Consider the following 14,333-nt stretch of genomic DNA (forward strand, 5'->3'; position numbering starts at 1 on the left):
AATCTTTCGCTTCACCGCCGTAAGTTTTTGCACAGATCGTTGCAATTGCAGCAGTTAAAGTTGTTTTACCATGGTCGACGTGACCAATTGTACCCACGTTTACGTGTGGCTTATTACGTTCAAACTTAGCCTTAGCCATGAGAGCTTCCTTTTATAACTACTCATGCAGGGTTACTGCATGAGCACTTGGTTTTTAACTATGAATTAGTTTGGGCTTATAATAATCGAAAGATTACTCGTCGTCACCTTTTTTACCGCCAGATTGGAACTTAGTAATAATGCCTTCAGCCACGTTACGTGGAGTTTCAGCATATTTAGCAAATTCCATAGAATAAGTCGCACGACCTTGAGACATAGAACGCATAGAAGTTGCGTAACCAAACATCTCAGCCAATGGAACTTCAGCTTTAATGGCTTTAGTACCACCAGGTAAATCTTCCATACCTTGAACCATACCACGACGACGGTTTAAGTCACCCATGATATCGCCCATGTAGTCTTCTGGAGTTTCTACTTCAACTTTCATGATCGGTTCAAGAAGGATAGGATCTGCTTTCATGAAACCATCACGGAACGCGTAAGAACCTGCCATTTTGAACGATAATTCATCAGAATCGACATCATGGTAAGAACCATCAAATAATGTCGCTTTGATACCCACAACAGGGTAACCAGCCAATACACCATTCTTCATACGTTCTTGAATACCCTTGTCAACCGCACCAAAGAATTCTTTAGGTACAGTACCACCGACAACTTCTTCAGCGAAGATGTATTCTTTACCAGCTTCTTCGACATTCATAGGCTCTAAACGAACATATACATGACCGAATTTACCTTTACCACCTGTTTGACGTACGAATTTACCTTCTTGCTCAACAGTCTTTTTGATTGTTTCGCGGTAAGCTACCATTGGTTTACCAATGTTCGCTTCAACGTTAAATTCACGTTTCATACGGTCAACAAGGATATCAAGGTGAAGCTCCCCCATACCCGCAATGATTGTTTGACCCGATTCTTCGTCTGTGCGAACACGGAACGATGGATCTTCTTTTGCCAAACGACCAAGCGCGATAGACATTTTTTCTTGGTCAGCTTTAGTCTTAGGCTCTACCGCTAAAGAAATTACTGGCTCAGGGAATTCCATACGCTCTAAAGTGATGATGTTTTTCTCATCACAAAGTGTATCACCAGTAGTAACGTCTTTAAGACCTACACATGCAGCAATATCACCAGCGCGGATTTCTTCAACGTCTTGACGTTCGTTCGCGTGCATTTGCACGATACGGCCGATACGTTCACGTTTAGATTTAACTGGGTTATATACTGGGTCGCCTTGTTTAAGCACACCAGAATAAACACGTACGAAAGTCAAGTTACCTACAAATTTGTCATTCATGATTTTGAATGCAAGTGCAGAGAATGGAGCTTCGTCAGATGCTTCACGAATCGCTTTAGTTTCAGCTTTATCGTCAAGAATACCTTCGATAGGCTTAACTTCAGTAGGTGATGGCAAGAAATCAATCACAGCATCCAACATACGTTGAACACCTTTGTTTTTGAAAGCTGTACCACAAAGCATTGGTTGGATTTCACAAGCCAAAGTTTGAGCACGGATACCAGCAACGATTTGTTCTTTCGACAAGTCGCCATTGTTAAGGTATTCGTCCATCAACTCTTCAGAAGCTTCAGCCGCAGCTTCAACCATGTTTGTACGCCATTCTTCAGCAGAAGCTCGAAGTTCAGCAGGGATTTCACCGTACTCGAATTGCATACCTTGAGAAGCTTCATCCCAAATGATCTGTTTCATTTCGATCAAGTCGATAACGCCGGTGAAGTTTTCTTCAGCGCCAACAGGGATTACAACTGGTACAGGGTGTGCACCAAGACGTGTTTTCATTTGTTCAACAACACGGAAGAAGTTGGCACCAGTACGGTCCATCTTGTTCACGAATGCTAAACGAGGCACTTTATATTTGTTCGCTTGACGCCATACAGTTTCTGACTGAGGTTGTACACCACCTACAGCACAATAAACCATACATGCACCGTCAAGAACACGCATAGAACGCTCAACTTCAATCGTGAAGTCAACGTGTCCCGGGGTATCAATTACATTGATACGGTGTTCTGGGTATTGCTTAGCCATACCAGACCAGAAACAAGTAGTCGCAGCTGAAGTGATTGTAATACCACGTTCCTGCTCTTGTTCCATCCAGTCCATTGTTGCTGCACCATCATGTACTTCACCAATTTTGTGAGATACACCTGTGTAGAACAAAATACGTTCTGAAGTAGTGGTTTTACCAGCATCAATATGAGCAGAAATACCAATGTTACGGTAACGAGAAATTGGGGTTTGACGAGCCATGATTTCTTGCATTCCTAAATTTGTTGTTTAAAACAGGACGCTTTAAGCTGCATAACAACTTAAAGCGTTTTGATAACAGTTCAGTAAAACTGAGCTATCCTCATCCTGATTAAGGTCTTTAAACCTATTAGAAACGGTAGTGAGAGAATGCTTTGTTGGCTTCAGCCATACGATGCACATCTTCACGTTTCTTAATCGCTGAACCTTTACCTTCAGCTGCATCAAGCAACTCACCAGCAAGACGTAAAGCCATAGTTTTTTCAGAACGCTTAGCAGCAGCATCTACTAACCAGCGCATAGCTAAGGCAGTACGACGGGATGGGCGTACTTCCATAGGCACTTGATAAGTAGCACCACCAACACGGCGTGCTTTTACTTCGACCATAGGACGAACTTTTTCAAGAGTAGTCTCGAAAAATTCAACTGGGTCTACTTTAGATTTTTCTTGAACGCGGTCTAAAGCACCGTAAACGATACTTTCAGCAATAGATTTTTTACCATCTTGCATTACGTGGTTCATGAACTTAGCGATTGTTTGGCTGCCGAACTTAGGATCCGGAAGGATTTCACGGGCAGCAACTACGCGACGTCTTGGCATTTTAACACCTATAAATATGACACTTCAGGTTTATCCAGCATGAGTACAAAGTGTCATGTACTGTTCGCTGGCCTTACTACACGTCGCTTGAATTTCACAAAATTAAATGCAGAAATCAGACAAGCGAGACGATAAAGGATTGCGGTTCTACGTTCTTAAGAAACTAATCTCGAAAGATTATTTCTTAGGACGTTTAGTACCGTATTTAGAACGTGACTGGTTACGATCTTTAACACCAGCGCAGTCTAAAGAACCACGAACGGTATGGTAACGTACACCTGGTAAGTCTTTAACACGACCACCACGGATAAGAACAACACTGTGCTCTTGTAGGTTATGGCCTTCACCACCAATATAGCTTGATACTTCAAAACCAGAAGTTAAGCGAACACGGCAAACTTTACGCATTGCTGAGTTAGGTTTTTTAGGTGTAGTAGTGTAAACACGTGTACAAACACCACGACGTTGTGGACAAGCCTTCAACGCAGGAACTTTTGATTTTTCAATCAAAGTCGTACGACCCTTACGGATCAACTGATTTGTTGTTGCCATTTGGCAATTCTCCCGTTAATAAAAAGCCTCAAAAAAATACTACTTTTTGAGGGCAGACAATTGTAAGCGAAGATAGAAAAATGGTCAATATTCGATGCTATATCAAATATCGACCATTTCCTTACAATTAGGGCGTTTTAAAGCATTTACTAGGCTTAAGCTTAACTTTTAGGATTTCTTTTTTGTAACTTTACCCTTTGTTGGGGCGGTTTCATCCTCTGGTACAGATGTATCACTAGAAGATTGCGCTGATTTTTCCTCACTTTCTTCTTCCTGATGCCCTAACTCATAGTCTTCTTTCGCCTGATCTATTTCAGGCTCTTCTACAGGAACGGCAGGTTTCTGAGGTTCAACCTGCTCATGTGGCTCAACCATTTGCTCAGCTAAATGTTCCAGACCCTGTTCGACCTGTTCATCCTGCTGGTTTTCAGCAACGTTAACAGCTTGTGCTTTCTTTTTAATGGTGACATTAGAAATAGTTTTATTATCAGTTACTTGAATATCCTGATCCAATTTAAGTTCACTTGGCTTCACATCAACTTTCGGTAAATGCTCTAATAATCTTGGCGTTGCTTGAGCCAATAAGGTCACAGATTTTTCATAAGCTGCAATTGCTGATAACTCTACGCCTTGATGTTGTTGCAAGTATCTTCTAGCCTGAGAAAAGATTTGTTGTGCTTTATGATTGACGTCTTCAACCAGTTTCCAGCTATACGCCGCACTAATGCCTGCTCCAGCAACTGGCGTCAATTTACTGATGATTGAAACTTTAGGAAGATGATTCAACCAATCCCATTTCATTTCACCATTTTCATTACTTAACCATTTTTTAAGTGCTGCCACATCGTTACTCGAACCCAGCATTTGCTGGAATTGAGAGAGATCATGGGTTTTCAGCATACCGGATACCGCTTTTAGCGCCATCAATATACTTTGCTTTTCTGCAATTTGCCCTAAATCAATCTGTTTAAACACGAACTGAACAATCTCTTGCTCTGTTTCCTTATTAAGCTCAAAACCATAAGCGCGGCCCACTTGATAAATCATGCGTAAAGACATGATTAAAGATAATGGCACATCAATTGCCGAACCGACCACACCAGTCGCCCCGGTGAGCACCCCTTGCATAGAGGCAATCCATTTATTCTGTTCTGCTAAGGCCTGACTGATTCGCTGTGAACGGTCTACGTCCTGGGTCAGTTCTTGTAAATCTTTTGCTCCCGCCTGATCGAGCACGGCATCGACTGAACTGAGATTTGAAGTAAACTGATTCAACTGTTCAAAAAAATAATCCGATAATTTATCTGACAATTGTGGGGAAACAAAATTGGCGACACGCGTCACTTTGCCATACTGGCGACCGAGTAATTGTTTCGATACGTTAGGTAAATGCTCGCGCAGCATTTGTTGAGGATTATCATATTTTTGGACGTCTAAAGCACTCGTTTGACGGTCACTTTCCTCATTCGCCTGACCATTTTTTGATGGTTGTAAAACCTTGGTCACAGCACTCGGAGCCGCATGATTCAGCACACCCATTCCCGCTGCACTGATCTTTTTAGCCACTCCAAAGGCATTTGATAAGAATCCATGTGAATGTTTATTATTGATATCAGTCATTCTTTATCCTCGTTTTCACTTATTACAATTATTGATAAATACTAGATATAGTCTAAGTTTATCTCAATATTAATGTGTATCTTTTGGTTAATTAAGCCGGCTAGTTTTCACAAATAGACACAGAAGGAAATAGGCATAATATTTGCCATAAGAATTCAAAAATCTTTCTGCTATTATGAATGTAATTGAAATACATGAGTAACGCGCTGGGTTTTGCTTGAAGCAAAAGATTCATTCAGCTGCATTTGCTCAAATTACTACCATATAAGGGATCTGTAGATGAAACGTGTTGTAATCACTGGCATGGGTATCAACTCATGTATCGGTAATTCTTTAGAAGAAGTAACAAATTCTTTGCAAAACGGGATTTCTGGAACACGTTTTAACCCGACTTATGCTGAACTCAATTTTAAAAGTCACGTGAGTGCAGCAGCAGAACAAAACTTTGACAATATCGATCGTAAATTAAAACGCTTTATGGGCGTTTGTGCGATGTATGCCTACAACTCTGCCCTTGCTGCAGTCGAACATGCAGGTTTACAGGTTGAAGAATTAGCGGGTAACCCACGTTATGGTATTACCGGTGGTTCAGGCGGCGGCTCAACTGCATCCGTCATTGAAATGAACGAATTATTACAAACCAAAGGCGCGCGTAAAGTCGGTCCTTTCTTTGTTCCTCGCAACATGACCAATACCATTACAGCAAACGTTGGCGTGGCATTCAAATTACAAGGTGTGGCACATACCATTACCAGTGCATGTGCAACTTCTGCCGATGCCATTGGTTATGCCTACAACCTGATTCAACTGGGTAAACAGGATTTAATGCTTGCCGGTGGTGGTGAAGAAGATCACTGGTCACAAAGCTTGCTGTTTGATGCAATGGGCGCGCTTTGCTCTAAATACAATGACACACCAGAAAAAGCATCTCGTCCATACTCTGCTGACCGTGACGGTTTTGTGATTGCGGGCGGTGGTGGTTTTGTGGTGCTTGAATCACTTGAACATGCACAAGCACGTGGTGCAAAAATTCTTGCCGAAGTAGTGGGCTATGCTGCAAACAGTGATGGTGCAGACATGGTTGCGCCAAGCGGTGAAGGTGCAACACGCTGTGTGCTCATGGCTTTAGAAGAAGCCAAACAGCACGGCGTAGATAAAATTGACTATGTAAATACCCACGGTACATCTACTCCGGCAGGTGACATCACAGAACTTAAAGCCATGGAGCGCGCTTTCGGTGAAGGTCAGGTTCCTCCACTGAGCTCAACCAAGTCCATGACCGGTCACAGCTTGGGTGCTGCCGGCGTACAAGAAGCGATTTATTCGGTTCTGATGATGCAAAATGACTTCATTGCGCCAAACATCAACGTGACGGAACTGGATGAAGGCGCAAAACCATTTGATATCGTACTTGAAAAACGTGACGCAAAACTGAATACTGTAATGAGTAACAGTTTCGGTTTTGGCGGTGTAAATGCCTGTCTGGTTTTCAAAAAATGGCAAGGCTAAGCTAAGAATTGTTGATCATCCCGCAATGGATGATCAAGATCTACACTGCCCTTAAAAGGGTGAATAGATGGATGCTCCTTCTGATGCTTTCTTGTGGGTAAAAGCATTACATATTATTGCTATTGTTTGCTGGTTTGCGGCTTTGTTCTACTTGCCACGTTTATATGTTTATCATGCGATGAGTGAGGATGCTACGAGTCATCAACGCTTCCAGATTATGGAACGCAAGCTGTACCGCGGTATCATGTGGCCTGCCATGCTTGCCACACTCATCACAGCACACTTTCTAGTGGATTGGGGTGATGCAACGCGTCACTACCATGAAGCCTTATGGTTCTATCTCAAAGTCGGCTTGGTCGGCTTATTGGTCATTTACCATCTGGTATGTGGTTATTACCGCAAGAAACTGATTGATAATCCACATTACAAGTCACACAAGTTTTGGCGTTATTTTAATGAGATGCCCACCCTGATCTTATTTGCCGTGGTAATTCTGGTGGTGGTTAAACCGCAGTTTTAATTTATTTGATTTAAAAAAACCTCCTATTGGAGGTTTTTTTAAATCTTTTTTACTCACTAACCCGAATCCTGCTTAAGCCGAGTTTTCCATAACACCCATGTAAGTATCTAGTAAATCCCACTTTTTCTAACTCAGGAATACGGGGTAATATCCAGAAATCTCAATGGACACCTATTTAAGAATTTAAAGACAGATAGCAACACTATACCAACGCTAAAAAAGTCTCGGCGAACCTGCACAACTGAATTTAAACAACATCTTATCGAGCAATGCTAGAAGCCAGATACATCGGTTGCAAAAGTTACAATGCAATATCTGGTCAATGCCGATCTGCTGCATAAATCGCATTAAAGCACATCATCATAGTCAGATTATAGACAAATCAAGAGAGGGAATGACGACTAAAATTTTAGGGTTAAGTGGTAGTTTTAGAATTTAGTTTAATTCCACTTAATGCCCGGACACTTTATGGATTTAGTAGAATTATAGATTTAGTAGAAGTTAAGCCATTAATCTAAGATACGGATTTTCAAGCATTATGGGCAAATAAGGCATTTGATCGCTAATGACTTTTGCAAATTAAAAGAATTTAGGCATCTAGTCATGCGCAGAGAAAACCAGATTCAGATTTTCCCGCCATGATTCATCTTTTCACTAGCGCAATTAACTCACATTAATTTTCAACAGACCTGAATACCAATAATTTTCTTGTTACTTACTTCTTTAATCCAGTTTACTATCTCATGTTCATGACTGCTGCTTTTGCATTTTCTTGGCTTAAGCCTCAAAATCATTTTTAGTCCGAAAATCGCTCTAAATTGATCTTAAGGAACGTAGAAAAGTATGAGATAAGCAGAAATTTTCTGGATGATTTTAAAGAAAAATTCTAATCCGTAATTCACGGTTAATCTCATATTCTAACGTGCAATTCGAACTTCCCCTTCTATACCATTTGGGCTGAATACGACTTGCCATAATTGTAATTCTCTTGCTCGAAATGCTCCAGCACAGGCATTTAAATAATAATTAAACATTCGTTTAAAGCGAGCACTATAATTGGCTTCAATTTCTGGCCACGTTTGAATAAATCTTTCAGACCAAGCCTGAAGTGTTAAATCATAATCAGTACCAAAATTATGCCAATCTTCCATAATAAATTTACCACTACTAAAATGAGCAATTTTTTCAATTGAGGGTATGTAACCATTAGGGAAAATATATTTAGTTACCCATGGATCAGTACCAATCCTTGTGGTATTAGCACCAATGGTGTGCAATAAAAACAATCCATCAGCATTTAAATTGCGTTGTACGACTTGAAAATAGGTATCATAATTTTTCAACCCTACATGCTCAAACATGCCTATAGATGCAATACGATCAAATTGATCATTTAAGTTACGATAATCCATGAGCAAAATTTCAACATCGAGTCCTTTACATCGCTCAACTGCTAGTTTTTGTTGTTCTTTAGAAATAGTAATACCTACAACTGAAACTTGATAATTTTTAGCTGCATACTCGGCTAAACCTCCCCAACCACAACCAATATCTAATAATCGCATCCCCGGCTGCAAGTCAAGTTTGCGACAGATTAAATCGAGTTTTTGTTGCTGGGCTTGTAAAAGATTATCGGTATTTTTCCAGTAGGCACAAGAATACTGCATATATGGATCAAGCATATGGTTAAAAAGATCATTACCAAGATCGTAATGTTCTTCACCCACCCTCCATGCTCTTTTTTGAGTCTGTAAATTTCTAATTCGAGAAATTGCAATTCTGATGATATCTTTTAAATTATGCGGTAATTTTTTATCTAACTTGGCACGTAAAATTTTATAAAATAAAATATCTAGCCTGTCACAATCCCACCAGCCATCCATATAACTTTCACCAAGACCTAATGAGCCCTGCTGTAAGACACGGTTATAAAAATCATCATTGTGTATGTGTATATCATAAGGCTGGTCACCATTAATATGAATGCCGGCTTCATCCAATAATTTTGCCACGATATCTCTTAGGCCATCGTTTTTATGCTCAACATAGATATTCATATCTACTCCTACATATTCTAATTTTTGAATTTTATTAAATAATTATTTAATTTTAGATTGTTCGACCTCTTATGAATGTCATTTCAAGTATCAGATCAGATCACGCTTATTTTTTAGCAGCAATTCATTGGCCATTTGAGTATCCGGACTTTGCGCTCTGAAGAGATTAGCTAATAATTGCAAAATTTTGGCTCTTAGACTGTTTTTCTAATGTTAAGAGATGAGGCTCCTATTGTAAGTAGGTCATTGCAAAAAGACTTTTATTATTAATAGAGTCAGCGTCCGCTGAACCCGGTGTCTATTTTTTAATTTTGATCGGGTTGGGCCCTAATCCTACTATTTCTTTCAAATTAATTTTTTATCCACAATTCGTGCTTAACTCAATTTTTAGTCATTATTAAAATAGATCCTCATAAAAAGGGCGTGGTTTCTTCCACTTCCTTTTTAATTATCTGAATCAATAGTTACTGTATGTCTAAAGACTGATTACGCTTTTTTATTCTTGGTTTATACAGCAGACGATAGGTCACTGCCAGAATTACCAACCAAAGTGGATTAATCATCAGTGCTTTTAGAATATCAGGTTCCTGACTTAAAATAATCAATGCGAATAACAGGAATGCCAATACGATATAAGACATCCACACTCCACCGGGCATTTTAAAGGTCGAAGCTGCATGCTTTTGCGGTTGCTGCTGCTTACGGTAACGGATGTAGCATACCATAATGATACTCCAGATACTGATAAACAGGATTACACACAGCGAACTTGCCAAGGTAAAGGCTTCCATCGTGTTTGGCACAAAATACTGAAAAGCTGTGCCTTCAGGCAACCAGAAACTCAGATAGTTAATAATCGCTGCGAGATCGGCAATACCCACCCGCACCCAACCGAGCCAGTATGACCAACCCATATAATAACCTGCACCCGGCCCAATCAGATTGGGCGCCATATCGATAAAGGATTTGTAATGCAGATTGGAAAGCAGGATTTTACCTATGTGCGCATCAGGGAAAAAAACATTGCACCAATAATCATGTAGATGATCAGGATGGATGGCCCAGCCAGGGAAATGGTTTTCCCTGAAACCATAAACAAACCTGTACCAATTGCGCCGCCAATCGCGATCAACTGCAAATGACGGTTGGAGAGTTTCCTTGGTAATTCATGCGGAGAAGATGAATCATCCAATTGATTCGTTGTCATATTTCAACATCCTTATAGCACTGTATAAACTAGACATTTGAATTGAGTCAAAGCTTTCTGATCGCTCAATCGTGTCTCTTGAAAATTTCTGCTTTAATCAAAACAGTTGCACTATTCCTTATCTAGTTGCGGGAGAGTATTAAAAAAAATAAAAGCTAAAAATTACTTTTTCGCTGCGGTCACAGCAATTTCAATCAACCAATCCGGATTAACCAGATTCGCCTGAATAGTGGCGCGTGATGGTGTGACGCAGCCTTTTAACCAATCGACCCAAATTGCATTCACTGTTTTAAAATCTTCAAGATTTTTGATATACAGCTGTGCCGATAATAGTCGTGACTTATCGCTATTGGCCTGCGCCAATAAACTGTCGATGGTGGCAAGAATGTCCCGAGTTTGCAGTTCAATATCCTGTGCTGTGGTTTTCGGTACCTGACCTGACAAATACACCACCTGATTAAAAATCAGTGACTGCACTCATGACTTCTGTCGTGTTGATGTTTTGGATATCTGCATGTGACATATTAATTTCCCTATTGTGAATAACTGGATCTGGAGCAAATACACTTTAAATTCTAATGTTCAATTTCAAATTGAACCCGAGCCGTGACTGCACACATAAGCTCGTAGCCGACCGTGCCTGAACTTGCAACCACTTCATCTATGGCCAAAACCTGACCTGTTGACGATGTACCCCAAAGCACCACTTCACTGCCAATATCAGCATCGGGAATATGGATCAGATCAACGGCCAGCAATACATACTGACCCGACCTAGCATTTGGGTTCGAACTGAATTGAACCAGCACAGGCGTGCCAGTTTTCGATATGCGTTGGATAATCTGGGGAACTGCCGTAGAACATGATGCCGCTACGAATATAATCGGAATGTAGTTGTTGGGGATAACGCAGGATAGCTGCACTATTACTGATCGAGCATTTTCCTGGTAAATCTTTGATGGTTTCTTCAAAGACTTGTGGTTGATAGCCAATACCGGACTCACCCCAGTGTTCACCATCAGCATCAGAAAAATGCGTCATATGCGTTACAGATTTCACACACCCGAGTTGCTGCAAACGGTGCCATGCAGTTCGGTATGCGTCCGGACTAAAGCCTAAACGATTCATACCACTGTTCATTTTTAAAAATACATCGAATTGTGCTGAACCATTAAACTGCTGCAACCAGTCTATTTGATAATGGCTGTGTACGGTAAAACTGAGATCTAATTCAGCACAATCATATAAATCCTGTGCGTCAAACAGACCTTCAAGAAGCAAAATTTGACCCTGCCAACCCAGTCTGCGGATACGCTTCGCTTCCGCAATATCGAGCAAGGCAAAACCATCGGCCTGTTGAAAAGCATCAAAGACACGTTCAATGCCATGATCATAGACATTGGCCTTGACCACGGCAAAAATATGGCTGTCAGGCATCATCCGCCAGATTGTTGCGTAAAGCCGCCTAATGGATCACAAGCCGTAATGGGACGTGACATTTATTCATCCTTGAATATGGGTTGGAGTAAATTAAGCCGCGTTCGGATAACGCTGAATCGATAAACCTTCAGTATTAATGTCGGTTTTATGATTAAGCACCAAATCACTGATCAATTTTCCTGAACCACATGCCATGGTCCAACCCAAGGTGCCATGACCGGTATTTAAAAACAGGTTACTGAAACGCGTTACACCAATAATTGGCGTGCTGTCCGGCGTCATTGGACGCAGACCAGTCCAGAATGTGGCCTGTTGCATGTCACCACCCGAGAATAAATCCTGAGTCACCATTTGCAAGGTGGCACGGCGATTTTCATTCAAGCCATGGTTAAAGCCACTCAGTTCCGCCATGCCGCCGACACGAATACGCTCGTCAAAACGAGTAATCGCAATTTTATAAGTTTCATCGAGCACCGTAGATTGCGGGGCAAAAGCAGGATCTACAATAGGAATGGTCAGTGAATAGCCCTTGACCGGATAAACAGGTAAATCCAGCTTCAGCGGTTTTAGGAAATCACGTGAATAACTGCCAAAAGCCAGTACATAACGGTCTGCGGTGAGCACTTTTCCATCCACCACCACGCCTTTGATTTCATTGCCTTCAAGCACCAGTTTTTCAACGTTCTGGTTAAATTTAAAATCGACGCCCATGTCTTTTGCTAGATTGGCTAGCGCATTGGTAAACAGGTAACAATCCCCTGTTTCATCATTCGGCAAATGTAAGCCACCCACCAGCTTATCTTGGGCAAAGGCTAAGGCCGGCTCAACTTTAGCCAAATCTTCTTTAAACAGTAATTCATAATCCACGCCGCATTCTTTCAAGACCTGAATATCACGCTGTACCGCTTCAAGCTGCGCTTCATTACGAAACACCTGCAAAGTACCCTTTGAACGGTTTTCGTAGTGAATACCGGTGGCTTTACGCAAATCTCTGAGACAGTCGCGACTATATTCGGCCACACGGGTCATACGTTCCTTGTTAATAGCATAGCTTTGCGGATTACAGTTTTTCAGCATTTGCGCCATCCACTGCAACTGCCACATGCTGCCATCCATATTGATGGCTAGCGGTGCATGATGCTGAAACATCCATTTCACTGCTTTAAATGGAATACCCGGGGCTGCCCACGGGGTTGAATAGCCGGGAGAGATTTGACCCGCATTACCGAAACTGGTTTCTTCTGCCGGACCTGCCTGACGGTCTAGTACAGTCACGTTGGCGCCTTGCTGCGCGAGGTAATACGCACTTGCAACGCCAATGACACCACTACCCAATACAATTACACGCATTTTCACCCCCTCGAGCCACATCTAGTTTATTTACCTAGTATATTTTTGGTTTAATAGTTTATTTCACTGTTTTATTGACTATAATCCAGGTAATTTGATGGATTTATCGTATAAAATCTAAAAAAAGGGAAAAACTGATGCGTAAATTAGACCGTATCGATCATCAGATTTTAGACATCTTGCAAAAAGATGGGCGGATTGCCATTAGCGAGCTGGCGGCTCGGGTAAATTTATCGACTACACCCTGTTCAGAACGGGTGAAACGTTTAGAACGCGATGGCATTATTATGGGCTATTACGCACGTTTAAACCCGCAAAGGGTAGATCGGAATTTACTGGTGTTTCTAGAAATTAAACTGTCTGCCAAATCGGGAGATGTGTTTGAGCAAGTGGCACGTGACCTGGTGGAAATTCCGGAAGTTTTAGAATGCCATCTCATTTCAGGCGAGTTTGATTATCTGGTCAAGGCACGTCTGAAAGAAATGAGTGCTTATAGACGATTATTGGGTGACTTGTTAAAAAAATTGCCTTCGTCTGCTTCCTCCCACAGTTATATTGTCATGGAAGAAGTCAAAGAAACTTTTTACCTAGATCTGGGTTAATTTATTTAATGCCTAATTTTAATTGCAGAAATTAAAAAAGGATCTCTAGACACTGCTGTCCCATAGTTTGATTTGAATAAAAAAACCTGAGTCCGAACAGTTAAAATATGAGTGCAAACAAACACTTTAACGATCAGGATTCAGGTTTTGTCACATCAGAATACCGTATTTCATCAACTGATTAAACCTGTCGTAAGACAAGATTTTGAACGGCTTGCTCAAAAACATCATGTTGGGCAGAAATTCAGGTCTGCTTCTCGATGGAATCAGTTTATTGCCCTGTTAATGTCCCAGCTTTCCTGCCGACAAAGCCTACGGGATATTCAATCCAATCTTGAGTCCCAGCAGGAAAAGCTTAATCATCTGGGAGCAAAGTCTATTCCCCGAAGCACACTGGCACGAATCAATGAGGAGCAGCCTGCTGCCTTGTATGAACAGCTGTTTTACAAATTGCTTCAATACTATGAACAATCAAAAGTAGCCCATAAATTTCGCTTTAAGAATCCA

The 14,333-nt window shown here is 41.1% G+C and carries 11 protein-coding genes and 3 pseudogenes; 4 read left to right on the forward strand and 10 right to left on the reverse strand.

The window, feature by feature from the left end; genetic code table 11:
• The 5 genes from ACKI4H_RS11310 to ACKI4H_RS11330 all read right to left on the reverse strand — a co-directional run.
• On the reverse strand, positions 1–139 hold a 139-nt coding region (locus ACKI4H_RS11310; RefSeq protein WP_227545342.1), incomplete at its 3' end, for a GTP-binding protein.
• A 93-nt stretch (positions 140–232) separates the two neighbouring features.
• Positions 233–2,371, reverse strand: coding sequence for an elongation factor G (gene fusA, locus ACKI4H_RS11315; RefSeq protein ID WP_407305767.1), 2,139 nt, complete (start codon positions 2,369–2,371; stop codon positions 233–235).
• A 127-nt stretch (positions 2,372–2,498) separates the two neighbouring features.
• Positions 2,499–2,969 (reverse strand): 30S ribosomal protein S7, encoded by a 471-nt coding sequence (gene rpsG, locus ACKI4H_RS11320; protein WP_004648014.1) that lies wholly within the window; start codon positions 2,967–2,969, stop codon positions 2,499–2,501.
• A 177-nt stretch (positions 2,970–3,146) separates the two neighbouring features.
• Complete coding sequence (rpsL, locus tag ACKI4H_RS11325) at positions 3,147–3,521, reverse strand: 30S ribosomal protein S12 (RefSeq protein ID WP_004648013.1); 375 nt, start codon at positions 3,519–3,521, stop codon at positions 3,147–3,149.
• A gap of 168 nt (positions 3,522–3,689) precedes the next feature.
• On the reverse strand, positions 3,690–5,141 hold the full coding sequence (locus tag ACKI4H_RS11330) for an EcsC family protein (RefSeq protein ID WP_407305771.1): 1,452 nt from the start codon (positions 5,139–5,141) through the stop codon (positions 3,690–3,692).
• A 279-nt stretch (positions 5,142–5,420) separates the two neighbouring features.
• On the opposite strand from ACKI4H_RS11330, the gene ACKI4H_RS11335 reads away from it, so the two are divergent.
• Together ACKI4H_RS11335 and hemJ are read left to right on the forward strand one after the other, a co-directional pair.
• Complete coding sequence (locus ACKI4H_RS11335; RefSeq protein WP_407305773.1) at positions 5,421–6,650, forward strand: beta-ketoacyl-ACP synthase II; 1,230 nt, start codon at positions 5,421–5,423, stop codon at positions 6,648–6,650.
• Between the two features lie 67 nt (positions 6,651–6,717).
• Positions 6,718–7,170, forward strand: coding sequence for a protoporphyrinogen oxidase HemJ (gene hemJ, locus ACKI4H_RS11340; protein WP_407305775.1), 453 nt, complete (start codon positions 6,718–6,720; stop codon positions 7,168–7,170).
• 917 nt (positions 7,171–8,087) lie between these two features.
• Here the strand turns inward: hemJ and cfa are convergent.
• The 5 genes and pseudogenes from cfa to ACKI4H_RS11365 all read right to left on the reverse strand — a co-directional run bounded on the left by cfa (position 8,088) and on the right by ACKI4H_RS11365 (position 13,224).
• Entirely contained in the window at positions 8,088–9,227 is a 1,140-nt protein-coding gene (cfa, locus tag ACKI4H_RS11345; protein WP_407305777.1) for a cyclopropane fatty acyl phospholipid synthase, read from the reverse strand.
• Positions 9,228–9,691: 464 nt separating this feature from the next.
• Positions 9,692–10,434 (reverse strand): annotated as a pseudogene (locus tag ACKI4H_RS11350) (hypothetical protein).
• 162 nt (positions 10,435–10,596) lie between these two features.
• A pseudogene (locus tag ACKI4H_RS11355) lies at positions 10,597–10,957 on the reverse strand (RidA family protein).
• Between the two features lie 52 nt (positions 10,958–11,009).
• A pseudogene (locus ACKI4H_RS11360) lies at positions 11,010–11,904 on the reverse strand (alanine racemase).
• Between the two features lie 60 nt (positions 11,905–11,964).
• Positions 11,965–13,224, reverse strand: a complete 1,260-nt coding sequence (locus ACKI4H_RS11365; protein WP_407305779.1) for a D-amino acid dehydrogenase — start codon at positions 13,222–13,224, stop codon at positions 11,965–11,967.
• 137 nt (positions 13,225–13,361) lie between these two features.
• On the opposite strand from ACKI4H_RS11365, the gene ACKI4H_RS11370 reads away from it, so the two are divergent.
• Together ACKI4H_RS11370 and ACKI4H_RS11375 are read left to right on the forward strand one after the other, a co-directional pair.
• Positions 13,362–13,826, forward strand: a complete 465-nt coding sequence (locus ACKI4H_RS11370; protein ID WP_407305781.1) for an Lrp/AsnC ligand binding domain-containing protein — start codon at positions 13,362–13,364, stop codon at positions 13,824–13,826.
• Between the two features lie 147 nt (positions 13,827–13,973).
• On the forward strand, positions 13,974–14,333 hold a 360-nt coding region (locus ACKI4H_RS11375), incomplete at its 3' end, for a DUF4372 domain-containing protein (RefSeq protein WP_407305783.1).

This window comes from Acinetobacter sp. (assembly GCF_045628685.1).
In the GTDB taxonomy this organism is placed as follows: domain Bacteria; phylum Pseudomonadota; class Gammaproteobacteria; order Pseudomonadales; family Moraxellaceae; genus Acinetobacter.